Consider the following 23,822-nt stretch of genomic DNA (forward strand, 5'->3'; position numbering starts at 1 on the left):
GACCATGATACGCAGCGGTTTTGACTGGGAGGAGATGGCCGGACCCCGCTTGGACGCCGACTCATCCGCAAGGCGTCCGGCCGCCGCCGCGCGGGCCATCGGCCGGCCCCACCTGCGGATCAACGCGCCGGACCGCCCCGGCGCCGATCGGCGCGGCGGTTCACTGGGCCCGGCGCAGGCGAGCGTAGAAGAAACCGTCGCCGCCGTCCTCGCCGGGCAGGCGCTGGCGGCCGACTTCGCAGTCGCGACCATGAGTCGCGTCCAATGCATCGATCCTCGCGTCGGCGGTGCGATCCAGGAACGCACGCACCTGTCCGTCGTTCTCCTGGCGCAGAATCGAACAAGTCGCATACAGCAACACCCCGCCCGGCGCGAGCGTCCGCCACAGCGCGTCCAACAAACGCGCCTGCAATGCGGTCAAGGCGGCGATGTCGGATTCGCGCCGATGCAACACCACGTCCGGCTGGCGGCGCACGATGCCAGTGGCCGAACACGGCGCGTCCAGCAGCACCGCGTCGAACGGCACGCCGTCCCACCAGCTGTCCAGATCGGTGGCGTCGGCCGCCTGCAGCTCCACGCGTTCGATCGCGACGCCGGTCCGCTGCAGGGTCGAGCGCACGCGCTGCAGGCGGCCGGCATCGATGTCGAGCGCGGTCAGGCGCAGGCTGGGATCGCGTTCGAGCAAGTGCGCGCTCTTGCCGCCGGGGGCGGCGCAGGCGTCGAGCGCGCGCGCGCCGGGCGCCGGCGCCAATGCGTCGGCGACACGCTGAGCGGAGGCGTCCTGCACCGAAACCTCGCCGTCGGCGAAACCGGGCAGCGCGGCCACCGGCAGCGGCGTATCCAGGCGCAGCGCATCGGGCAAGTCCTCCGGCGCGACCGCTTCGATTCCGGCCTGCTTCAGCGAGACCAGATAGTCCTCACGGGCGATCTGCGCGCGGTTGACGCGCAGCCACATCGGCGCCGGGATCGCGCTTTGCGCCAGGATGGCGTCGAAATGCTCGGGCCAGTCCTTGCGCACCAGTCCGCGCAGCCAGCTCGGCCAATGCGAGTGCTCGGCGGCCGGCAGGCCGTCGCGCTGGGCGCGGCGCAGCAGCGCGTTGACCAGTCCGGCCTGATGCGAATGACCGAGCAGGCGCGCAGCCTCAACCGTCGCATCCAGCGCGGCATGCGCGGCCAGTTGCAGCGGATCGAGCTGGGCCAGCCCGACGTACAGCAGCGCACGCAATTCGCCGTCGCGCGAGGACAGCGGCCGCGGCATCCAGGCGGTGAGCGCGGCATCAAAGCGCAGCGGCTGGCGCAGCACCGCGAAACAGATCGCTTCGACCAGCGCGCGATCGCGCGGGTCGGCCAAGGCCGGCAAGGCGCTGGCGAGTTCGGCCTTCAGCGAACGGCCGCGGTGCAGCACCGCGTCGAGCACGCGCGCGGCGATGGCGCGCGACGGCGCGCCTGGCTGCTCGCTTTCGGGCAGCGCCGATAGGCGATTCGATGCGCCGCCGCCGCGATGACGCGAATAGGGGTCGCGCGAGCCGCCGGCGGAAGCTGCCGGACGCGACCGTGGCGCCGCACGCGGGCCGGAGCGACGCGGTTGCGCTGCAGGCTGGACGGTCGCAATGCCAGCGCTGTTTTCGGCGACGCTCGTGTCCGGGCGCCCGCCATCGCCGCGTCGTTCGGCGGCGCGCTTGTCGGCGCGGCGCTTTTCGAAGTCGCGCTTGGCGTAGGCCAGCCGTAACGAACCCGGTCCGGTGTACACCGGCTTGTCGCTCGCGGCGCGTTTGGAGGCGTTCGCGGTCGAAACCGGCCGATCGGCGTTACGGGCGCCGGAATCGTGCTTGACGGCATCGCGCTTGACCACATCGCGTCCCCCGGCAGTACGCGGGCCGGCACCGCGCTGACCCGGGCCGCGTCGCTTCGAATCGGGCGGTTTGGAATCGTTACGTTTCGAATCGCTGCGCTGCGCTTCGCGCCGCTCCAATCTGCCCGCTTTCGCTGCGCCCTCGTTCGATGTCTTCGCGCCGCTCGTCTTCGCACCGACCGCGCGCGCCGCATCCAGCGTGCCCAGATTACGCACCCGACCGCGCGCCGGCCGTGCTTCGCCGTCGCCCGGCGGACCCTTCGGCGGTTCGCGTCCGGCGCTCATGTCAGCGCGCCGCCGCGAGATCGCGGCGGCCGTTCAAATAATCCGCGGCGGTGATCGCCTTGCCGCCTTCGCGCTGCAATACGCGAATGCGCAGCGCGCCTTCGCCGCAGGCGATGTCGATGCCTTCGCGGCCGGCCTGCAGCACCGTGCCCGGTTCGACGCCGTGCTCCAGCGGCAACGCGATCGCGCCGTGCACGCGCACGCGCTCGCCGGCGATCAGCGCATCGGCCATCGGCCAGGGGTTGAATGCGCGCACCTTGTTGGCCAGCGCGTTGGCCGGACCGCTCCAGTCCAGCCGCGCCTCGGCCTTGTCGAGTTTATGCGCATACGTCGCGCCCTGTTCGGGCTGGATCCACGGCTTCAGGCGCAGGTCCGCGCGCAACAGGCCCAGGCCGTCGCTGAGCGCCTGCGCGCCGAGTTCGGCCAGGCGATCGTGCAACTGCCCGCCGGTTTCGTTCTCGCCGATTTCGGTGGTCTGGGCCAACAGCACCGGACCGGTGTCCAGGCCTTTTTCCATCTGCATCAGGCACACGCCGGTTTCGCTGTCGCCGGCCTCGATCGCGCGCTGGATCGGCGCGGCGCCGCGCCAGCGCGGCAGCAGCGAGGCGTGCAGGTTCCAGCAGCCGTAGGTCGGAATATCGAGCACCGACTGCGGCAGGATCAGACCGTAGGCCACCACGATCATCAGGTCGGGCTGCAGCGCGCGCAGCGCCTCGCGCGAAACCGCAGCCTTGAAGTTCTCCGGCTGCAGCACCGGAATCCCGCGCAGCAGCGCCTCGCGCTTGACCGGCGAGATCGACATCTCGCGTCCGCGACCGGCCGGCCGGTCGGGCTGGGTGTAGACGGCCACCACCTCGCCCTTCTGCGTGGCCGCACGCAGGGCGGGAACGGCGAAGTCGGGGGTACCGGCGAAAACTAGGCGCATGAGAGCAGGGATTCGGGATTGGGGATTGGTAAAAGCAAAAGCAGCGGCTTGGCCGCTGCGATTGTGAGAGCGTCCAGGCCGAACTCAGTATCCGGGCTCGATCTGTCCGTTCGCGCCGTAATGCTCGAACGAATCGCGAATCCCCAATCCCGAATCCCGGCCCTTAAGCCGACTGCCGCCGCTGCTTGGTCAACTTCTTGCGCACCATCTCGCGCTTGAGCGGCGAGAGGTAGTCGACGAACAGCTTGCCTTCCAGATGATCCATCTCGTGCTGGATGCACACCGCCAGCAAACCGTCGGTGCTCAGCTCGAAGGGCTGACCGTCGCGGCCCACGGCCTTGATTGTGATCTCGTTGGCGCGGGTCACGTCGGCGAAGATGCCAGGCACCGACAGGCAGCCTTCCTGATACACCTGTTCGCCGGCGCGGGCGACGATTTCGGGATTGATGAACACCTGCGGCTGGTTTTTTTCTTCCGAAATATCGATCACCATGAAGCGCTGATGCACGTCGACTTGGCTCGCGGCCAGTCCGATGCCGGGGCATTCGTACATCGTCTCGAACATGTCGTCGAGCAAACGCTGGAACTCCGGCTGGGTCACGCGCGCGAGATCTACCGTCGTCGCTTTGGTGCGTAGACGGGGGTCGGGGAACTCGAGAATGGGTAAGAGGGCCATAGGGCACCGAAAATGGGGGCGTGGGTCACATACGCAAGCTTTGGTTGCATTGTACCCCCGTTATAGGCTGCAAAGGCCTGCTAGTGTTCGCGTCTTCTGGGCTATAGTCCGGGTGCCCGCAGAGGGAAACCTGGAAGGGGAATCAGGTAGATGGCCGCCATGTTTAAACCGATCCGCGCGGTTTGCGCCGCTGCGTTGCTGACTGTTGCCACTTACGCCCTCGCGGCGGAAATGCGTGGCGACCACCCCGACGCCTACACGGTGAAGCGGGGCGACACCCTGTGGGATATTTCAGCCCGCTTCCTCAAGAAGCCGTGGCTGTGGCCGGAGATTTGGCAGGCCAATCCGCAGATCAAGAATCCGCATCTCATCTATCCCGGCGACGTGATCTCGCTGGCGTACCTGGACCGCGTCGCCGCGGCCCAGGTCCAGCCCGGTCCGCGCCAGGAAGCTCCGATCAGCGGCGTGCCGCTGTCGGAGATCGAACCGTTCCTGAAGAACCTGCGCGTGGTCGACCAGTTCGAGCAGCTGCCCTACGTGGTCGGCCTCGAAGAAGACCGCCTGCGGATCACTCAGGGCCAGGTCGCCTACATCAAGGGCCTGCCGGATCAGAGCCCGGGCACCCGTTACGCCGTGGTCCGTCCGACCCAGCGCTACACCCGCCTGGACCGCGTGGCCTGCTGCGACATCATGCGCGCCGCAGACCTGGACTTCCGCGGCAAGCGCACGGTCGACTTCGAAGCCATCTGGACCGACGTGGTCGTGCCGGACAAGGGCCGCGAACTGCTCGGCTATGAGCTGATGCAGGTTTCCACCGGCACCCTGAGCCGCGGCGCCGTCGGCGGCATGCAGGCCTCGACTCTGGTGATCGACGACACCGGCCGCGAAATCCGCGTCGGCGATCGCCTGATTCCGGTCGAAGCGCAGCCCTACGATCTGCAGTTCTTCCCGCATCCGCCCAAGGCTCAGTTCGACTACGGTCGCGCCCAGGTCATGGCGGTGGCCGACCTGATCAAGAACGGCGGTCCGCGCGACGTGATCGCGCTGTCGGTCGGCTCCCGCGACGGCATCGACAACGGCACCGTGTTCTCGGCCTGGCGCGTGGGCAGCCGCGCGGTGGACCGGGTCAAGGTCGGTCCGGACCGCGATCCGACCCTGGTCGGCAAAAACTCGCGCGTGCGCCTGCCCGATGAGTTCTCCGGCCATGCGATGGTGTTCCGCACCTTCGACAAGGTCAGCTATGCCCTGATCATGGACGCGGTGCGTCCGACCAAGGTCGGCTACGAGCTCAAGCATCCCGACTCGCCGTACTGAGTCCGGAAAAGCCCGCGGGCTTTTCCTACGGTTGAACGCGACGGCGCCTTCGGGCGCCTTCGTCGTTCGCGGGCTAGGCTGAGGCCATGACCCGCCCGAACCCGTCCGCCGATCCACTCGCGTTGTTGAGCCTGCTCGCCGCTGGCGGCTCCAGCGCGGTCCGCCGCACGTTGCTTGAGCAACACGGCGATGCCGCGTCCGCGCTCGCGGCAGGCGTGTCGGCATGGACTGCGGCCGGGCTGTCGCCGCAACAGATCGCCCGCCTGCGCGCGCCGCCCGATCAAGCCGCCTGGGCAGCGATGGGCTGGCCGGCCGACACCCATCAGCGCCTGATCGCCTGGCTGGACCAGGCCGGCCACCATCTGATCGAATGGGCCAGCCCCGATTACCCGGCCCTGCTGCGGCGCGCGCCCAACCCGCCGCTGGCGCTGTTCGTCGCCGGCGAGCCCGGCCTGCTGTGGCATCCGGCGGTGGCGGTGGTCGGCAGCCGTTCGCCGACCCCGGGCGGACGCGACAACGCCGCCGACTTCGCCCGCGCCCTCGCCCGCACCGGCCTGGCGGTCGTCAGCGGCTTGGCCGCGGGCATCGACGCCGCCGCGCACCAGGCGGCCCTGGCCGCCGCCGGCCTGACCGTGGCGGTGCTCGGCACCGGCCCGGACCTGGCGTATCCGCGCCGCCACGGCGAACTGCTCGCACGCATCGCCGCGCACGGCGCGGTGGTCAGCGAATACCCGCCTGGTACCGCCGCCCGCGCTGAACACTTCCCCAGCCGCAACCGCATTCTGGCTGGCCTGAGCCTGGGGACCCTGGTGATCGAGGCCGCCGAGCGTTCCGGTGCGCTGATCACCGCGCGCCTGTCGGCCGAATGCGGACGCGAGGTCTTCGCCGTACCCGGCTCGATCCACAACCCGCTCGCGCGCGGCTGCCATCGCCTGATCCGCGAAGGCGCCGGCCTGGTCGAAAGCGCCTCGGAGGTCGCCGCGGCGCTGGCGCCGCTGGCCGCCGAGCTGGCCGACGGCTTGCGCCGGCGCCTGGGCGCCCCCATTAAGCCCGGCCACGCGGCGGTCACAGACGGCGGTCAGGATGGTTCCAGCCCCGTCTCAGGAGCCGTCGAGCCACCCGATTTCGCCGATCCGGACTACCAGTCCTTGTGGAACGCGCTGGGCCACGACCCTACCGGTATGGATCAACTCGTTGAACGTACTGGATTGACGACCGCGGAACTGTCCTCCATGCTGCTGGTCATGGAGCTTGAGGGTCGCGTCGCGGCGCTGCACGGCCGTTACTTCCGCAATCGCTAAAATCTCTGATTAGGCGATTGCTGAAATCCGTATCCGCTGAACTCGAATCGGTGCCACCCACCGGCGGTTCACCCGGCCAATCAGCAACTCCTGACCCACCGCGCCGCATGCGGCGCAGGCCGAGGGAAATGAAAGAGAGCATTCTGGACGTCCTGCTGTACCTGTTCGAGCATTACTTCACCGACGATGCGGACCTGGTCCGCGACCGCGATTCGCTCCGCAGCGGCCCCCTGTTCGACGAATTGGGCCAGGCCGGTTTCAGCCCCGCCGAGATCAACAAAGCCATCGAATGGCTGGATGCGCTGGCCCAGCAACGGCCCAGCGTCAGTGCACCGCGCGCGGGCGGCCCGACCCGGATCTATTTCGGCCCGGAACTCGACAAGCTCGATGTCGAATGCCGCGGCTTCCTGATGTTCCTGGAGCAGCACGGCATCCTCGACGCCGATCAGCGCGAACTCGTGCTCGATCGGGCGATGGCGCTGGATCAGGAAGAACTGGACCTGGACGACCTCAAATGGGTCGTGCTGATGGTGCTGTTCAACCAGCCCGGCTCCGAGGCTGCCTACGCCTGGATGGAAACGCAGATGTTCGCCGACGAACCCGAGCCGGTGCACTGACGCCGGCCGCGTCCTGCCGGCCTGTACGGCGCGCGCCAGCCGCGCGCCTCGCAATTGCTTCGCCGGGCCTCGCGCAGGCCCTCACCGTCTCCTTCCGTCGCGCAATCCGCGCCGTCCGTGCCGGGCACACCGCGTTTTGCGAACTCCGTGCTAGTTTCATCCCGCGCGCGCATGCCACGGGATGATTTCGCGCGCCTGGACGCCACTTCAACGCATGCTTCATGCGGCCGTGGCGCCGGCGCTGGACCGACAGGGAAGCTCGCAAGATCACGGGGAAAGACATGACCAACTGGTACTACCACGACCCGGCCCAGGGCCGCGTCGGACCGATCGATGCCGACGCGATCCGCGGCCACTTCCGCGCTGGACGTATCGGCCGCGACACACTGCTGTGGCGCGAAGGCCTGCGCGAATGGCAGCCGCTGGAACGCTTGTCGGCCGAATTGGAACTGGACCAGGAGCTGTCGTCGCCGCCAGCCGTGCCGCCGCCGCTGCCCGCAGCGCCGGACTACGGCACTGACGCGACCGCGCCCGAACACGCCCAATCCCACGCCCAGCGCAGCGTCAGTCCGGCCGACTACGCGCCGGCCCATGTCGCCCGCCGCCAAGCCGAGGCGCCGCCCAAGCGCGGCCTGTCGGGCTGCATGATCGCGCTGATCGTGCTCGCCGTCGTCGCCATCCCGGTGGTGGGCATCCTGGCCGCGATCGCCCTGCCTGCGTATCAGGACTACAGCTTCCGCGCCAAGGTCTCCGCCGCGCTGGCCGCCACCGGCGCCTACAAGACCCAGGTCGCCGAGCACTACCACCAGAACGAGGCCTGCCCCACCAACGATTCGCCGAGCTTCCTCGCAGCGATCGCCTACGCCAGCCCGCAGATCGCCTCGGTCGAATTCGGCCGGTTCGAGGAGAACGGCCACTGCGCCATCCAGACCGAGCTGCGCGGGTTCAACAACGAACTCCTGGATGGCAAGAAGATCTGGCAGTCCTACGACCCCACCAACGGCACCTGGACCTGCACCTCCGATCTCGAACGGCCGAGCTGGCTGCCGCAGGCCTGCCGCAACTGAAACGAGGCATCGCGATGCTGGCCCGGATCAAGCGGAAGGCCGGCCTGGCGTGATCGCGGCTTGGCCGGGGGTGGCATCATGGCGCCGCTTCGCACCGACCGAGACCGAGATTCCGCGATGACCCAGTGGTACTACAGCGACAGCGAACGCAACCGGCACGGGCCGCTGGAGGGCGCCGGGATGGTCGAACGCCACCGCAACGGCGAGTTGACCGCCGACACCCTGGTCTGGCGCGACGGCCTGAGCCAATGGCGTCCGTGGCGCGAGCTGGCCGGCGAGTTGCTCGCCGACAGCGGCTTCACCCCCGCCGCGGCCGCGCCTGCCGTCGAGGCGATCGGCACGCGCGCCGCCGCCGCGATCGACGCCGCCGTAACCCGGATCGAGGACCGCGCCGACCCTCGGGCCGCACCGACCGAAGTCCCGACCGTTCGCGCACCCGCCTCCGATGCGGCGAGCGCTCCGGCGGCCACGTCCGCCGCCGAGGGACCCGCCCCGCCGGCCCAGGGCGTCGCCGCGCCGGCACAATCCATCACCGCGACCGCATCCGACTCGCCCTACGCCGCGCCGCGCGCCGGCGTGGCCGAGAACACCGATGTCGTGCATGGTTTCGAAGTGGTCGCGGCCGGCTTCTGGAAGCGATTGGCGGCGTACATGATCGATTCGACGCTGATCACCTTCACTTATTACGGGATCAGCACCGCCCTGTTCGTCGCCGTGTTCGCCCTGGGCATGTTCGGCGAAATAGGCAAGAACCCGGGCGTCCTCGGCGCGCTGATGATGGGCGTGGTGCCGCTGATCTACGGCCTGATCAGCGTGTGTTACTACGTCGGCTTCGAGTCCTCCTCGATGCAGTCCACGCTGGGCAAGCTGGCGGTCGGGATCAAGGTCGCCGACGCCCAGGGCCGGCGCCTGACCCGTCTGCGCGCGCTCGGCCGCTGGGCCGCCAGCCTGCTGTCCTACCTGAGCCTGGGCGTGGGTTTCCTGCTGGTCGCCTTCACCGACCGCAAGCGCGGCCTGCACGACATCGTCGCCAAGACCGAGGTGGTGGACCGTTACGCCTACACTACCCGGCCGGAGATGCAGCAGCGCGACCTGGGCCCGGTGGCCTGGGTGGTGCTGATCCTCGGCGGCCTGATCTGGGTGTTGGCGGTCGGCGTCGCCGCATTCGGCTTCTTCTCGGCGATGATGGAGCGTTGATGAGGCCGTCCAAGGGCGTCACAGCGCGCTGAAACCTGAACCGGGCACACTCCATCACGCCCCCTTCAAGCGTTTCGGTGCCACTTTATTGATGTTTCCGGGAGGCCGAGCTTGACAGCCGCGGCCGCCTCATGATTCCACTAGAAAAAGGAAACCTGAACGCCCGCGGCCGAACGCTGCGGGCGTCGCCTTCTTAAACCCCGCCCCGCTGGGCCCCGGCCCGCGTGCCGCCCCAACCCGAGCAAGCAGTCGAGCAGCGCCCGCCCCCGGGTCCTGCGGAGTACCCATGGCCAAGAACCTCCTCATCGTCGAGTCGCCCGCCAAGGCCAAGACGATCAACAAGTACCTCGGCAAGGACTTCACCGTCCTGGCCTCCTACGGCCATGTCCGCGACCTGGTGCCGAAAGAGGGTGCGGTCGATCCCGACAATCACTTCGCGATGGACTACGCCGTCATCGAGAAGAACGAAAAACACGTAGACGCGATCGCCAAGGCCGCCAAGAGCGCCGACAACCTCTTCCTGGCGACCGACCCGGACCGCGAAGGCGAGGCGATCAGCTGGCACATCGGCGAGATCCTGCGCGAGCGCGGCCTGCTCGAAGGCAAGCCGCTGCAGCGGGTGGTGTTCACCGAGATCACGCCGCGCGCGATCAAGGAAGCGATGAGCCAGCCGCGCGCCATCGCCAGCGATCTGGTCGATGCGCAGCAGGCGCGACGCGCCCTCGACTACCTGGTCGGCTTCAATCTGTCGCCGGTGCTGTGGCGCAAGGTCCAGCGCGGCCTGTCCGCCGGCCGGGTGCAGTCGCCGGCGCTGCGCATGATCGTCGAGCGCGAAGAAGAGATCGAAGCCTTCGTCGCCCGCGAGTACTGGTCGATCGAAGCCGAGTGCGCGCATCCGCAGCAGGCCTTCACCGCCAAGCTCAACAAGTTCGACGGCAAGAAATTCGAGCAGTTCACCATCACCGACGGCGAGACCGCCGAGGACGCGCGCAAGCGGATTGTGACTGCCGCCAACGGCGCGCTGCACGTCACCGACGTCACCAGCAAGGAACGCAAGCGCCGTCCGGCGCCGCCGTTCACCACCTCGACCCTGCAGCAGGAAGCCTCGCGCAAGCTCGGCTTCACCACCTCGCGCACCATGCGCGTGGCGCAGAAGCTGTACGAAGGCGTGGCGCTGGGCGACGAGGGCACGGTCGGCCTGATCAGCTATATGCGTACCGACTCGGTGAACCTGTCGCAGGACGCGGTCAGCGAGATCCGCGACGTGATCGCCCGCGATTTCGGCACCAAGGCGCTGCCGGACAAGCCCAATACCTACCAGACCAAGTCCAAGAACGCGCAGGAAGCGCACGAAGCGATCCGTCCGACCGCCGCGTTGCACACGCCGTCGCAGATGGCGCGCTTCCTCGACGACGACGCGCGCCGCCTGTACGAGCTGATCTGGAAGCGCGCGGTCGCATCGCAGATGGTGCCGGCCACGCTCAACACCGTCAGCGTCGATCTGGCCGCCGGCTCCGAACACAGCTTCCGCGCTTCGGGCACCACGGTGATCGATCCGGGCTTCCTGGCCGTGTACGAGGAAGGCAAGGACGCCAAGGCCGCCGAGGACGAAGACGAGGGCCGCAAGCTGCCGCTGATGAAAGTCGGCGACCGCATTCCGGTCGATAAGATCCACACCGACCAGCACTTCACCGAGCCGCCGCCGCGCTTCTCGGAAGCGTCGCTGGTCAAGACCCTGGAGGAATACGGCATCGGCCGTCCGTCCACCTACGCCTCGATCATCCAGACGCTGTTGTTCCGCAAGTACGTCGAACTCGACAGCCGCCGCTTCCGTCCGACCGACGTCGGCCGCGCGGTGTCCAAGTTCCTGTCAGGGCATTTCACCCAGTACGTCGATTACGACTTCACCGCCAAGCTCGAGGACGAACTCGACGCGGTCTCGCGCGGCGAAGAAGACTGGGTGCCGTTGATGGAACGCTTCTGGGCGCCGTTCAAGCAACTGGTCGAAGAGAAGAAGGAATCGGTCGATCGCAACGAAGCCACCGGCGCGCGCGAGCTCGGCACCGATCCAAAGAGCGGCAAGCCGGTCAGCGTGCGCCTGGGCCGTTACGGGCCGTATGCGCAGATCGGCACCGCCGAGGACGAGGACAAGCCGACCTTCGCCTCGTTGCGTCCGGGCCAGAGCATGCACACGATTTCGCTGGAAGATTCTCTGGAACTGTTCAAGCTGCCGCGCAAACTCGGCCAGGACAAGGACGAGGAAGTCAGCGTCGGCATCGGCCGCTTCGGCGCGTTCGCCAAGCGCGGCAGCGTGTACGCCTCGCTGAAGAAAGAGGACGATCCCTACACCATCGATCTGGCGCGCGCGGTGTTCCTGATCGAGGAGAAGGAAGAGATCGCGCGCAACCGCATCATCAAGCAGTTCGACGGCAGCGACATCCAGGTGCTCAACGGCCGCTTCGGCCCGTACATCAGCGACGGCAAGCTCAATGGCCGTATCCCCAAGGACCGCGAGCCCGCTTCGCTGACCCTGGAAGAAGTGGTCAAGCTGATGGAGGACACCGGCAAGCCGATGCGCGGGCGTTTCGGCAAGAAGACCGCGGCGAAGAAAGAGCCGGCCAAGAAGGCGGCCAAGAAAGTCGCCAAGAAAGCGGTGAGCGCCGACGGCGAGACCAAGACGCCGGCGAAGAAAGCCGCGACCAAGAAGGCGCCGGCTAAGAAGGTACCCGCCAAGAAAGCGACCAAGACCGTCGCCAAGAAGGCCGCGACCAAGAAAGCGGCGAAGAAAGTCGTCAAGAAAGTCGCGGCCAAGTAGGTCGCCGCGGCGAGGCATCGATGCAAAGCGGGCGCCGGTTTCGGCGCCCGTTTCGTTTTTGGCCGTTGCCTGGCTTCGGGTATCGGGCCTGAAGGCCCTCCCACAAAAGACTTCGCGGGTGCGCTGCGGGCGGAACACCATCGAACCATAGCCCCGAGGTCTTTTGTGGGAGGGCCTTCAGGCCCGACGCGCCGCAACATTCGCCAGCGACACAGTGTCGCAGCCGCGCGGCCAAGCCGTGACGCCGCTTCCGTTTTGCACTATCCGACGCCGGCTGTGGCCGCATATGTCCGCTCAGGCGACCGCCCGCACAGATTCAGCCGGACACGGCCCATAGGATCGGGGCCGCATAAGGGCGCGGCCATCGGGCTCAAGCCCATCGAGACGCGATATCAATCGCGCAAACCGTCGCCATCGCGAAACCTGCTGGGGGGGTGTAGTTCACCTATCCCATCGACAGGAGTCGCCATGAACCGTGCTCATCGTTTTTATCTGCTCTCCGCCGCCGTCGCCGTGTGCGCCGCCGCGCTGCCGACCTCTTCCGTCTTCGCCCACGGCACCTTCGTCAATCCGCAAAGCCGGATCTACAAGTGCTATCTGGGCAACAAGGAAAACCCCTCCGATCCGGCCTGCCGCGCCGCCTGGGCGGTCGCCGGCTCGCAGCTGTTCTACGACTGGAACGGCATCAACCAGGCCAACGCCAACAGCAACCATCAGGCGGTGGTGCCCGACGGCAAACTGTGCAGCGGCAACAACCCGACCTTCCGCGGTCTGGACGTGATCCGCAGCGATTGGCAGACCAGCACCGTGCGCTCGGGTTCGAGCTACACCTTCACCTTCTATGCCACCGCGCCGCACGCGACCAAGGACTGGACGTTCTATGTGACCCGGCAAGGCTGGAATCCGAACAGCGCCGTGCGCTGGAGCGATCTGCAGCAGTTCTGCAAGACCGGCTCGGTGCCGCTGTCGGCGGGCAACAACTACCACATCACCTGCACCTTGCCGAGCCGCAGCGGACGCCACGTGATCTACAACACCTGGCAACGCTCGGATTCGACCGAAGCCTTCTACACCTGCATGGACGTCAACTTCAACGCCTCGCTCGCCGATGCGAAATCGCCGTGGCGCGAGTCGGGCAACTTGAACGTGGTCAACGATTATCCGGTCGGCACGTCGGTGACCTTGCGGGTGTTCAACGCCGATGGCAGCGACGCGGAAAAGATCGAGACGGTGCTGCGCGCGGGCGAAACCTCGGTCGCCGATTGGCCGCGCCGGGTCGCCGAGCAGGTCAATGCGCGCGCCAAGTTCGCCCGCATCGGCGAGCAGCGCAGCGGCCAGGTGCTGGCCAAGGACGCCGGCAACCGGGTGTTCCTCAGCGGCAACCGCTCGTTCGCCTTCGACGTGCGCTTGCCCGATTCGGCCAAACCGGCCGCGAGCGAACACGCGCATCACGGGCATTGAAAGCAGCCCCGGATATCGCAGCCGTGCCTGGAAGGCGCGGCCGCGATGCCCGGCGGCGACACGATCGACGGTGGACACAGCGCCGGAGCGTGCGTGCGACACTGTCGCATCGACCCTTGCGCGCCTATCCGCATGCCCGATCTGAGCCTCGAACTCGCCGCCGCCGCGCTCGCCCGCGGCGGTATCGTCGTCTACCCGACCGAGGCGGTCTGGGGCATCGGCTGCGATCCGTTCGATGAGGCCGCGGTGCTGCGTCTGCTGGCGATCAAGCGCCGGCCGGTGGACAAGGGCGTGATCCTGATCGCCGCGTCGGCCGATCAATTCGATGCGCTGATCGACTGGGACGTCCTGCCGCCCGACCGCCGCGAGGCGGTGCGCGGCAGTTGGCCCGGCCCCAACACCTGGGCGGTGCCGGCGACCGCCGCGGTACCGGCCTGGATCAGCGGCCAGCACCGCAGCGTCGCGGTGCGGGTGACCGCGCATCCGCAGGCGCGCGCGCTGTGCCTGGCGCATGGCGGACCGATCGTCTCGACCAGCGCCAATCTCGCCGGCCAGCCGCCGGCGTTCCAGCGCGACCAACTCGATCGCGCCCTGCTCGCGCTGGCCGACGGGGTGTGCACCGGCGAGACCGGCGGGCTGACCGCGCCGACGCCGATCCGGGTGGCCGCAACCGGCGAAGTCCTGCGCGCCTGAGCCGCGCGGCACGACCGTGCGGCCATGGCGGTGCCGCTATGCTCGGCCGGTCGCAATCGCGGAGCCTTGCCATGAACTCGATACCGGCCTGGGCGGCCTGGGCCTTGTTGTCGGCGGTGTTCGCGGCCCTGACCGCGGTGCTGGCCAAACTCGGCGTGCAGGGCGTGAGCGCCGACTACGCCACCCTGGTGCGGACCCTGGTCATCGTCGCGGTCCTGGCGTTGCTGGTGCCGCTGAGCGGGCAATGGGTCGATCCACGCACGCTGCCCACACGTTCGCTGCTGTTCCTGGTGCTGTCGGGGCTGGCGACCGGCGCTTCGTGGCTGTGCTACTACCGCGCGCTCAAGCTCGGCGACGTCGCCCAGGTGGTGCCGGTGGACAAGCTCAGCGTGGTACTGGCGGCGTTGTTCGCGGTGCTGCTGTTGGGCGAATGGCCCAGTCCGCGCGAGTGGCTGGGGCTGCTGATGGTCGGCGGCGGCGTGTTGGTTCTGGTCTGGCGGCGCTGAGCCTGCGCCGGCAGTCGGATCCAGGGCCGGATTCGACTTTCCCGTAACGCAGCGCAGGCGCAAGATGCGCGCATGAACTCTGCCCTTTTCCGCAGTAACCGCCTCGCCCTGGCCGCGCTGGCCGGATTGCTGCTGGGCGGCGCCCTGTCCGGCGGCGCGCAGGCCGCCGATGTGCTGATCTATCGCTGCACCGATGAGCGCGGCCAATTGAGCTTGCGCGACACGCCCTGCGCGCGCGGCCAACAACAGCAGACCGTGACCATGACCCGGCCGGTCGATCCGCCGCCGCGCGCCGTCCAGGCCGTGGCCGCGCCGTCGCCGCGACCGACCGCCGACTCCAGGCCGCGCGTGCTGATGCTGCGCAACCCGCAACCGATGTTCGACTGCGTGCGCCCCGACGGCAGCTCGTACACCAGCAGCAACGGCGACGGCAATCCGCGGCTGATGCCGATCGTCGACTTGGGCTACGGCCTTCCCTACTACCCCGATCGCAACACCCTGGGCAATCGCATCGGCGCGCCGCCGCCGCGTCTGGGCGAGTCCAGCGCGAGCATCGCCGTGTCCGGACGCCACCGCAACGTCCAGTACGCCGCCACTGCGCGTTCGGGCGGTTACTATCCCGGCGGCTACGATTACGGTTACGGCGTCTACTACGGCAGCCAGCTGGTCCGCGACGAATGCCGGCAACTGCCGCAACAGGAAGTGTGTTCGCGCCTGCGCGACCAGCGCTACCAGGGCGACCGCCGCTACAACAGCGCGCTGCAGAGCGAGCGCACCCAGATCACCCAGGAACAGCGCGTCATCGATGCGCAGTTGAACACCGATTGCGGAGCTTACTGATGCGCGTGTGGTTCGTGTCCCTCGTGTTGCTGATCAGCGCCGGCGCGCACGCCCAGGGAAAGATCGTCATCTACCGCTGCACCGACGCGCTGGGCCAGCTGACGGTGCAGAACAACACGCCGTGCCCGAAAGGCAGCCAACAGGAAAAACGCGTGATCGAGGGCGCGCCGGTGTCGTCCTCGCCGCCGACCTTCATCACCCAGCCGGTCGCGCCGTACGCGCCGGCCAACGCGCCGCCGCCGCATCCGCCGGTGTCCTCGCAATTGCCGTCGGTGGCCACGCCGCCCCCCAAAGCGGCGCCCAAGCCCGCGCCCAAACCGGCCGCTCCGACCATCGCCGACGCCGATCGCCTGCCGCCGCCGGTGCTGTACGAATGCCGGATCTACGATGGCAGCCGTTACCTCAACGACGACGCCAATCCGCCGCAGCGCTGCGCGCCGTTGCAGACCACCGGCCTGGGCAGCGTCGGCAGCGGAGCCGGCACGGCCTGCCAGATGACCAGCGACCAATGCCAGCGCATCGCCGACGATCATCTGTGCGAAAACTGGAAACAACGCCTGCGCGAAGCGCAATCGGCGCTGCGCTTCGGCCGCAGCGACAGCCGCGACGCCTCGGCCGCGGAAGTCGAACGGATTCAGCGTATCGTGACCGAGAGTACCTGCGGTAAGTAGAACGCCAAGCAGCAGCGGTATTCCGCGGCTCTGATTCGGATCGGACCAGGATTTCGATTCGCTCGATTCGCTCGATTCGAAGCCGAAGCCCTAGCCGCAGCCGCAGCCGCAGCCGCAGCCGCAAGCGACGATGTCCGATTCCACGCGCCCGCGAGGTCTGTTGTGGAAGGGCCTCGCAACCCCCGGCGCCAACGCGGCGCGCCACGCCCGCGCCCTCCCCGCGTTCGCGCATCGTCACCGCAACGCCCGATCAGCGCGACGGCGGCGCGACCGAGTAGTCCTCGACCTGAATTCCGAAATACGAACGCGTGCCGCGCAATTGGATGCGCCCGCTGTCACGCAGCGCGCCGACGAGATTTTTCGGCACCCGACATACCCGACGGCGCAACAACAAGCTGTCACCCGGCAACACCGCCGCGTTGCGGCAGCCGCGAACCAACATCGATTCGTGCACCTGCACCGCTTCGACCTGTACCGCCGGGCGCGTGCCGGCCAGATGATGCAGCAGCAGCGGCACGCAAAGGCGCAGCACGACGTACAGGACGAAGAAAAACCCTGCGTAAAACAGCATCCCGATCGCCGCGTCGCGCCAGTGGGCCCATGACGTCAGCTGCGACTCATCCGACCGGACGGCCGTCGCCAAGATCAGCGCCAAGGTCGCCGCCGCGGCCAGCAGCAACACCGCCGGGCCGAGCCAGGCCGCTTCCGGCGATGGCACGAAGGGATCCATCGCCGCCGCCGCGAGAACCAGCATCAACAACAAGACGACACCCAATGGCAGGTATACGGCCGCCTTCCTCGACGGCCTGAGTTCGTGCTTCGGCTTGCTCACGCCCGCGCACTCAAAACCCGTAACGCTGAAACCCGCCATCGACCGCGATGCATTCGCCGGTGATGTAACCGGCCGCCGGCAAGCACAGAAACGCGACCGCGGCGGCGACTTCCTCGGCTTCGCCGATGCGTCCCAGCGGCGTGCGCAGCAATACTTCGTCGAGATAATCCGGATCGGCCAGCTTGTCGGAGGTACGACGGGTGCGGATATACCACGGCGCCACCGCGTTGACCCGCACGCCGTCCTCGGCCCACTCCACCGCCAGATTGCGGGTCATCTGATGCATCGCCGCCTTGCTCATGCCGTAAGGCGAACCGGTGCGCACGTGCAGATTGCCCGACACGCTGCCGACGTTGACGATGCTCGAAGACGCGTGCCGGGTCAGCAAAGCGTAGGCGTAGCGAGACAGTTCGAAGGCCGAGAACAGATTGATCTCGAAGATATGCCGCCACTCGTCCTCGGTGTAGTCGGTGGTCGGCTTGCTGAGGTTGCCGCCGGCGTTGTTGACCAGGATGTGCAGGCCTTCGCCGAAGTCCTCGACCCAGTCCAGCAGTTCGCGCCGCTGTTCGTCGTCGGCGACGTCGGCGACGAAGCCCTGCACGTCGCGCTCGGGAAAGTCCTCGAGCAATTCGGCCCGCGCCGATTCCAGCGCGGTCGCGTCGCGCGCGGCCAACAGCACGTCGGCGCCGAAGCCCAGCAGTTCGCGCGCGATCGCGCGGCCGATGCCGGCGCTGCCGCCGGTGACCAGCGCGAGCTGTCCGTCCAATCGCCAACGCTTGGGATCCATGAGGTTCTCCAGATTCTGTGAACTTGACTCGATGGCCTTGATTCGATGAGCGCCATGTCGCGGCCGTGCCGCGGTTCGACCCGCGCGGCACGCGACCGGCGTAGCATAACGGCCGAACCGCCCCGAGGATGCCGCGATGAACCCGAACCGGATCGTACCCGCCCTCGCCTGCGCCGCGCTGTGCTGCGCGCTGGCCGCCTGCTCCAAGCCGCAGCCGCCGGAAAAGGAACGCCCGGTCGAGCCGCAGGCCACGCAACTGCGCGATGCGATCCAGCAGCCGTTGGACAAGGCCAAGTCGGCGCAGGACACGGTCGATCAGGGCGCGCAACAGACCCGCGATGCGATCGAAGCGGCCGGCGGCTGAGCGCTGGCGCAAACGCAAACGGGCCGCGCGATGCGGCCCGTCGGTTGTGTCGGCTTGACGTTTCTTGTGGGAGGGGCTTCAGCCCCGACGCGCTGCGCTCAGTGCGCGGCGTCGCCAGCGGCCCTCACCCCGCTCCGCGGGAGAGGAGCCGTGAGACTTACAGCTCGCAGAAGCAGTAAGCCAGCGCCTTCACCGGCACGCCGCTGGTGGGCTTGATCGCGCTTTCGACGAAACGCAGATCCGAAGCCGTCTGCGGCAACGCCTTGGCCAACAGGCCGCGGGCGAGGTCGGAGCGGCCCAGCAGGGCGCTGCCGGCGCTGCTGGAAGCGAAGTTGGCGAAGAAGCGCTCGAACGGAGTCGGCACCTTCTCCACGTAACGCACGCGGTAGTCCCCGGCCTTGCCGAGCTTGGCCCGCGTGGCGACATCGTCGATCGCGTTCTGCAGGCTGCCCAGCGCGTCGACCAGGCCGCGTTCCTTGGCCTGCGCGCCGCTCCACACGCGGCCGCGCGCGACCGCGTCGACGTCGGCCACCGGCTTCTTGCGCGCGGCGGCGACACGGCCGGTGAAGTCGGCGTAGCCCTTGTTGATGATGGTCTGAATCACCTGGCCGACTTCCGGCGCCAGCGGACGGGTGACGTCGAAGGAGCCGGCGAAACGGGTGGTGCCCACGCCGTCGGTGTGCACGCCGATCTTCTCCAGCGCGCGCGGCACGGTCGGAATCATGCCGAAGATGCCGATCGAACCGGTAATGGTCGAAGGATCGGCGTAGATCTTGTCGGCGTTCATCGATATCCAGTAACCGCCCGAAGCGGCCAGATCGCCCATCGACACTACCACCGGCTTGCCGGCGGCCTTGAGCGCGACGATCTCGCGGCGGATCTGCTCGGAAGCGAACACCTCGCCGCCGGGCGAATCCACGCGCAGCACCAGCGCCTTCACGTTCTCGTCGTCGCGCGCATCGCGCAGCAACGCCGCGGTCGACACGCCGCCGATCGAACCCGGCGGCTGCTCGCCGCCGCTGATTTCGCCTTCGGCCACCACGATGGCGACCTGCGGACGCTGGTCGGCCGGATTGACCAGGCGATCCAGGCCGGCGACGTAGGCGTCCATGGCGATCTGGCGGTAACCGCCCTCGGCGTCCTCGTCGGCGACGCCGCGCTTGATCAGCAGATCATCGACTTCTTCGCGGGTCTTGAGCCCGTCGACCAGCTTCAGGCCGAGCGCGAACTTGCCGACATCGCCCTTGACCGCGTCCAGGCGCTGCGGCAGTTCGTCGATCGACGCGATCAGGTCGGCGGCTTTGACCTTGCGCGCCTTGGCCACGTCGTCGAGGTAACGCGACCACAGGTCGTTCATCCAGAACAGGTCGGCGGTCTTGGACTCTTCCGAAGCCGCATCGAGGATGTAGGGCTCGGCGGCCGACTTGAACTCGCCCACGCGGAACAAGTGGATATCCACGCCGAGCTTGTCCTGCAGGCCCTCGCGGTAGTACTGGCGATAGCGGCCCAGGCCCTCGAGCATCATCGCGCCCATCGGGTCGAGATAGACCTCATTGGCCTGCGCGGCGACCAGGTACTGCTTCTGATCCATGGTTTCGGCGAAGGCGATGACTTCCTTCTTGCTCGCGCGCACCCGCGCGACCGCCGCGGCGACTTCGCGCAGCGAGGCCATGCCCGCGGCCTGCAGCTTGTCCAGACGCAGCACCACGCGTTCGATGCGCTTGTCGTCCTTGGCCGCGTCCAGCGCGCGGACCACGTCGCGCAGCTGCACTTCCGGGGTCTTGTCGCCGAACGCGCGATTGAGCGCGCGCGAGGCCGGATCGCTGCTGTACTGCTCGACCAGATTGCCTTCCGGCGCGACCACCAGGGTGGTCCGTTCCTGCAACGGCTTGGCGCCGCCGCCCATCACCAGCATGGCCAGGAAGAACAGCAGGAAACCGAAGAACAGCAGATTGAAGACCAATCGCCGGGTGAAGTTCATCGTGTCCCAAAGACCGATGAAAAAACGCGGCACAGGCCCCCGGCGCGGGGAGGTATCGTTCATTGGGCACAGCTCCATGTATACGTGCGCAGATTAACCCGGCGCGGGGCCGGGTTTCACCCGCCATTCGTAACTGTGTCGACGGGATTGGGATTGGGATTGGGGATTAGGGATTGGTAAAGGCACGCCCGGGCTGCGCCGGTCCCGGATCCCCAATCCCTGCCTCACGTACAGCCGGTCTCATGCGGATCGAGCTCATGCGGATGCTCGGCCTCGACCCGCGCGGCCAGCCGGTCGGGCTGGCTGGAACGGATGAAACGGGCGCACAGCAGCACCGAAGCCACGGTCAGACCGGCGATCAGGCCGATCCACATGCCTTTCGGGCCCCAGCCCAGGCCCAGGCCGAGCCCGGCGCCGACCGGCATGCCCACGCCCCAATAGGCCAGCGCGGCCAGGACCATCGGCACCCGGGTGTCCTTGAGCCCGCGCAGCGCGCCGGCCGAGAGCACCTGGATACCGTCGGGGAACTGGAACATCGCCGAATACAGCAGCAGCGACGCGGCCAGGGACGCGACCGCCGCGTCGGCGGTATAGAAGCTCACCAGCAGATCGTTCGCGGTCAGCAGCAAAATGCCCGACAGCAACTGCGTGCCGATCACGATCGCGTAGCCGGCCATGCCGGCGTGGCGCACGCCGAGGTAGTCGCCCCGGCCCAGCGCATGGCCGACCCGTACCGTGGTCGCCTCGGCCAGCGCCATCGGCACCATGAAGCACAACGCCGAGAGGTTGATCGCGATCTGATGCGCCGACGCCGGAATCTCGCCCAGCCGTCCGATCAACAGCGCGGTGACGATGAACAAGCTGCCTTCCATCAACACCGTCACGCCGATCGGCAGACCGGTCGCGAGCAGACCGCGGATGGTCGGCCAATGCGGCTTGTCGAAACGCTCGAACAGGCGCAGATCGGCGAAACGCCTGGCGCTGCGCAACACCAGGAAGAAACCGATCGCCTGCACCCACAGCATCGCCGCCGAGGCGATGCCCAGGCCGCCGGCGCCCATTTCCGGCAAGCCGAATTTGCCGAAGGTCAGCACGTAGCCCAACGGCAACAGCACCAACAGACCGCCCGCGCTGAGCAGCATCGTCGGCAAGGTCCAATGCAGGCCCTCGCTGAGATAGCGCATGCAGAAGAACAGTGTCAGCGCCGGCACGCCCCAGCGGATGCCGTGCAGGAACTCGCGCGCGCCGGGAACGATTTCCGGCGCGATGCCCATCGCGCCCAGCGTATGCGGGATCAAGGTCAAAAACGCAAACAAAAACACACTCAGCAGCACCGCCATCCATAAGGCCTGACGGAACAGCGCGCCGATTTCGCCGCGGCGGCCGGCGCCTTCGAGTTGCGACACCGACGGCGGCACCGACAGCAAGGTTCCGATCGGCACCATCATCGGCAGCCACCACAAGGCCGTGCCGATCGTCACCGACGCGAGCGTGGTGGTGCTGTGGTGGCCGGCCAAGGTGTTGTCGACGAAGCCGATCAAGCCGGTGGAGACGTGGCCGGCGACCAGCGGCGCGGCCAGAACCGCGGTAGTACGGATCTCCCCAGCCAGACCGGCGCGGGAGACAGAGGGGGATGACGCAGACATGGGAGAGACCAACAGCACGACTGCGGCCGCGCATCCGGTCTAGGGCGCTGGCGCCGGGTCGCGGCGGACGGCTATCTTACCCGCTCGAAAGTGAAGGCCGGGGAGCCTCTTACTCGAATCACGATGAGCGAATCTTCTTCTTCAGGCGCCAGCCAGTCTGCCGGTCACGGCGCGGACAGCCAGCACGGCCTGACCCACTGCGAAAACTGCAACGCCGAGCTGCACGGCCACTACTGCCATGCCTGCGGCCAATCGGTGGTCAATCCGATCCGCCACGTCGGCCACGCGCTGGAGGAGGTGTTCGAATCGTTCTGGCACCTGGACGGGCGGATCTTTCGCACTTTGCGTGATCTGCTCTCTCCGGGCCGGGTCGCCCGCAACTACATCGCCGGCCAGCGCGTGCGCTATGTCGCGCCGCTGCGGTTGTTCGTGATCGTCTCGGTACTGACCTTCTTCGTCGCCCAGTTCGCGATCCATGTCGACGAGAACAGCCAGTTCCTCGACATCAACGGCATGCAGAGCAGCACGGTCCGGCTGGGCAACACCAAGAAGCAGATCAAGCACGCGCAGACCATCGCCGAAGTCGAGGAACTGCGCACGCGCACGGTCAAGGGATTGCTGGCCGCCAGCGCCGCGGTGCCGGCCAAGGCGCGCAACGCCATCGATACCTCGATCCAGGCGGTGAACCGCCAGGCCGACAAGCGCATCGATGCGCTGCGCGTGGAACAAAAGCTCGACGGCGCGCAGGTCGCCGCGCAGAAGGCCCAGGGCCAGCACGATGCGGTCACCCCCGCGCCCGATTCGATCCTGGCGGCCAAGACCCTGGCCGAAGTCGAAACCCTGCGCGATCGGCGCGTGGCGCCGCTGCGCGAGGAACTGGCCACGCTGGCGCCGGGCTCGGACGCGGCGGTCGAACAAGGCAACCAGATCCGTCTGATCAACGCCGAAGCCGGCTGCCGCGCCGCCCAATTGCAGCGCGCGCACGCCACCGCCAGCGAAGGCCCGGCCGCGCGCAAGTCCGACGCCGAGCGTTACGGCGAATCCGAGTGCAAGGATGTCGGCGATCCGCTGAGCTTCAACGGCAAACCGTGGAACGCGCAGACCAATCCGCTGACTGTGACCTGGTGGCCGAAGTTCGCCAACGACTGGCTCAACCGCCAGATCGGCCGCGGCGAAGCCAATTTCCAGCGGCTGACCAAGGAACCGTGGCGCTACGTGAGCGCGCTGGCCAGCGCGGTACCGAGCGCGCTGTTCCTGATGGTGCCGCTGTTCGCGCTGCTGCTGAAACTGGCCTATCTGGGCTCGGGGCGCGGTTATCTGGAACATCTGGCGATCGCCTTGTACAGCCACGTCTATCTGTGCCTGTCGATCCTGGCGATCTTCGCGCTGATGCTGCTCGGCGCCGCGATCACCCCGCATTGGAGCGCCTTCGGCTGGATCAGCGGCATGGCGATCGGCTTGTTGTGGGCGTGGATGCCGATCTATCTGCTGATCATGCAAAAGCGCGTGTACGGCAACGGTTGGTTGCTGACCTTGCTGCGCTACAGCGTGGTCGGCTCGCTGTATTTCATCCTGATGACGTTCGCGGCGATGGCGCTGGCGGTTGCGGCCGTGGTGCGGATGTGAGCGGCGGCGCGAACGCAGGTTGCGGCGATGCCGATGGCGTCGCTCAGGCCGTGATCTACGAAGTCAATCTCGATCTCGACGCGAGCATCGCCGAGGACTATCTGGCCTGGCTGCGTCCGCATATGCGCGAAATCTGCGCGCTGCCGGGTTTTCTCGGCGCCAGCCTGCACGAAGTGAGCGAACCGGCCGCCGAGCCCGGCCGCGTCGCGCTGTGCGTGCAATACCGCTTGCGCGATCAGTCCTCGTTCGACGACTACCAGCGCGATCACGCTCCGCGACTGCGCGCCGACGGCATCGCGCGTTTCGGCGGGAAGTTCAACGCATCGCGGCGGGTGTTGCGGGTGCCGGCGCGCTGAAGCGATCGCG

The 23,822-nt window shown here is 67.8% G+C and carries 21 protein-coding genes; 14 read left to right on the forward strand and 7 right to left on the reverse strand.

Annotated elements, in window-relative coordinates; translation table 11 throughout:
• Window positions 1-160: 160 nt before the first annotated feature.
• From rsmB to def, 3 genes are all read right to left on the reverse strand, one after another.
• Entirely contained in the window at window positions 161-1,468 is a 1,308-nt protein-coding gene (gene rsmB, locus ACTOWJ_RS27100; RefSeq protein ID WP_441337785.1) for a 16S rRNA (cytosine(967)-C(5))-methyltransferase RsmB, read from the reverse strand.
• A 670-nt stretch (window positions 1,469-2,138) separates the two neighbouring features.
• Window positions 2,139-3,062 (reverse strand): methionyl-tRNA formyltransferase, encoded by a 924-nt coding sequence (fmt, locus tag ACTOWJ_RS27105; RefSeq protein ID WP_441337743.1) that lies wholly within the window; start codon window positions 3,060-3,062, stop codon window positions 2,139-2,141.
• A 163-nt stretch (window positions 3,063-3,225) separates the two neighbouring features.
• On the reverse strand, window positions 3,226-3,738 hold the full coding sequence (gene def / locus ACTOWJ_RS27110) for a peptide deformylase (protein ID WP_441337744.1): 513 nt from the start codon (window positions 3,736-3,738) through the stop codon (window positions 3,226-3,228).
• Between the two features lie 159 nt (window positions 3,739-3,897).
• Between def and ACTOWJ_RS27115 the strand changes: the two genes are divergently transcribed.
• The 11 genes from ACTOWJ_RS27115 to ACTOWJ_RS27165 all read left to right on the forward strand — a co-directional run bounded on the left by ACTOWJ_RS27115 (window position 3,898) and on the right by ACTOWJ_RS27165 (window position 16,220).
• Entirely contained in the window at window positions 3,898-5,052 is a 1,155-nt protein-coding gene (locus ACTOWJ_RS27115; protein ID WP_441337745.1) for a LysM peptidoglycan-binding domain-containing protein, read from the forward strand.
• 86 nt (window positions 5,053-5,138) lie between these two features.
• Entirely contained in the window at window positions 5,139-6,353 is a 1,215-nt protein-coding gene (gene dprA, locus ACTOWJ_RS27120) for a DNA-processing protein DprA (protein WP_441337746.1), read from the forward strand.
• A 128-nt stretch (window positions 6,354-6,481) separates the two neighbouring features.
• The gene (locus tag ACTOWJ_RS27125; protein WP_441337747.1) at window positions 6,482-6,970 is read left to right on the forward strand and encodes a DUF494 family protein; all 489 of its coding nucleotides are present in this window, start codon (window positions 6,482-6,484) and stop codon (window positions 6,968-6,970) included.
• A gap of 281 nt (window positions 6,971-7,251) precedes the next feature.
• Entirely contained in the window at window positions 7,252-8,037 is a 786-nt protein-coding gene (locus tag ACTOWJ_RS27130; RefSeq protein ID WP_441337748.1) for a pilin, read from the forward strand.
• 117 nt (window positions 8,038-8,154) lie between these two features.
• The gene (locus ACTOWJ_RS27135; RefSeq protein WP_441337749.1) at window positions 8,155-9,234 is read left to right on the forward strand and encodes an RDD family protein; all 1,080 of its coding nucleotides are present in this window, start codon (window positions 8,155-8,157) and stop codon (window positions 9,232-9,234) included.
• Between the two features lie 286 nt (window positions 9,235-9,520).
• Window positions 9,521-12,049 (forward strand): DNA topoisomerase I, encoded by a 2,529-nt coding sequence (locus ACTOWJ_RS27140; RefSeq protein WP_441337750.1) that lies wholly within the window; start codon window positions 9,521-9,523, stop codon window positions 12,047-12,049.
• 468 nt (window positions 12,050-12,517) lie between these two features.
• Window positions 12,518-13,510, forward strand: a complete 993-nt coding sequence (locus ACTOWJ_RS27145; protein ID WP_441337751.1) for a lytic polysaccharide monooxygenase — start codon at window positions 12,518-12,520, stop codon at window positions 13,508-13,510.
• A gap of 132 nt (window positions 13,511-13,642) precedes the next feature.
• Complete coding sequence (locus tag ACTOWJ_RS27150; protein WP_441337752.1) at window positions 13,643-14,203, forward strand: Sua5/YciO/YrdC/YwlC family protein; 561 nt, start codon at window positions 13,643-13,645, stop codon at window positions 14,201-14,203.
• A gap of 71 nt (window positions 14,204-14,274) precedes the next feature.
• Window positions 14,275-14,709, forward strand: a complete 435-nt coding sequence (locus tag ACTOWJ_RS27155) for an EamA family transporter (RefSeq protein WP_441337753.1) — start codon at window positions 14,275-14,277, stop codon at window positions 14,707-14,709.
• A gap of 72 nt (window positions 14,710-14,781) precedes the next feature.
• On the forward strand, window positions 14,782-15,549 hold the full coding sequence (locus tag ACTOWJ_RS27160) for a DUF4124 domain-containing protein (protein WP_441337754.1): 768 nt from the start codon (window positions 14,782-14,784) through the stop codon (window positions 15,547-15,549).
• A complete protein-coding gene (locus ACTOWJ_RS27165) occupies window positions 15,549-16,220 on the forward strand; it encodes a DUF4124 domain-containing protein (RefSeq protein ID WP_441337755.1) in 672 nt (223 codons plus the stop codon). The genes ACTOWJ_RS27160 and ACTOWJ_RS27165 overlap by 1 nt, the downstream gene beginning before the upstream one ends.
• Window positions 16,221-16,470: 250 nt before the next feature.
• Here ACTOWJ_RS27165 and ACTOWJ_RS27170 read toward each other — a convergent pair whose 3' ends face one another.
• Together ACTOWJ_RS27170 and ACTOWJ_RS27175 are read right to left on the reverse strand one after the other, a co-directional pair.
• Window positions 16,471-17,052: a hypothetical protein gene (locus ACTOWJ_RS27170; RefSeq protein WP_441337756.1), complete on the reverse strand. Its 582-nt coding sequence runs from the start codon at window positions 17,050-17,052 to the stop codon at window positions 16,471-16,473.
• Between the two features lie 10 nt (window positions 17,053-17,062).
• A complete protein-coding gene (locus ACTOWJ_RS27175; protein ID WP_441337757.1) occupies window positions 17,063-17,839 on the reverse strand; it encodes an SDR family oxidoreductase in 777 nt (258 codons plus the stop codon).
• A gap of 136 nt (window positions 17,840-17,975) precedes the next feature.
• Here ACTOWJ_RS27175 and ACTOWJ_RS27180 point away from each other — a divergent pair, with 136 nt between their 5' ends.
• Window positions 17,976-18,203: a hypothetical protein gene (locus ACTOWJ_RS27180; RefSeq protein ID WP_441337758.1), complete on the forward strand. Its 228-nt coding sequence runs from the start codon at window positions 17,976-17,978 to the stop codon at window positions 18,201-18,203.
• Between the two features lie 157 nt (window positions 18,204-18,360).
• Here the strand turns inward: ACTOWJ_RS27180 and sppA are convergent, their stop codons facing one another.
• Window positions 18,361-20,247 carry a signal peptide peptidase SppA gene (gene sppA, locus ACTOWJ_RS27185; RefSeq protein WP_441337759.1) on the reverse strand — a complete coding sequence of 629 codons (1,887 nt, stop codon included), beginning with the start codon at window positions 20,245-20,247 and terminating at the stop codon, window positions 18,361-18,363.
• A gap of 161 nt (window positions 20,248-20,408) precedes the next feature.
• Window positions 20,409-21,830, reverse strand: a complete 1,422-nt coding sequence (locus ACTOWJ_RS27190) for an MATE family efflux transporter (RefSeq protein WP_441337760.1) — start codon at window positions 21,828-21,830, stop codon at window positions 20,409-20,411.
• A 123-nt stretch (window positions 21,831-21,953) separates the two neighbouring features.
• Between ACTOWJ_RS27190 and ACTOWJ_RS27195 the strand changes: the two genes are divergently transcribed.
• Together ACTOWJ_RS27195 and ACTOWJ_RS27200 are read left to right on the forward strand one after the other, a co-directional pair.
• Window positions 21,954-23,456 (forward strand): DUF3667 domain-containing protein, encoded by a 1,503-nt coding sequence (locus ACTOWJ_RS27195; RefSeq protein WP_441337761.1) that lies wholly within the window; start codon window positions 21,954-21,956, stop codon window positions 23,454-23,456.
• On the forward strand, window positions 23,453-23,812 hold the full coding sequence (locus tag ACTOWJ_RS27200) for a DUF4286 family protein (RefSeq protein ID WP_441337762.1): 360 nt from the start codon (window positions 23,453-23,455) through the stop codon (window positions 23,810-23,812). The genes ACTOWJ_RS27195 and ACTOWJ_RS27200 overlap by 4 nt, the downstream gene beginning before the upstream one ends.
• Window positions 23,813-23,822 lie beyond the last annotated feature (10 nt).

It is taken from the genome of Lysobacter sp. CA199 (genome assembly GCF_052078715.1).
Classification (GTDB): domain Bacteria; phylum Pseudomonadota; class Gammaproteobacteria; order Xanthomonadales; family Xanthomonadaceae; genus Lysobacter.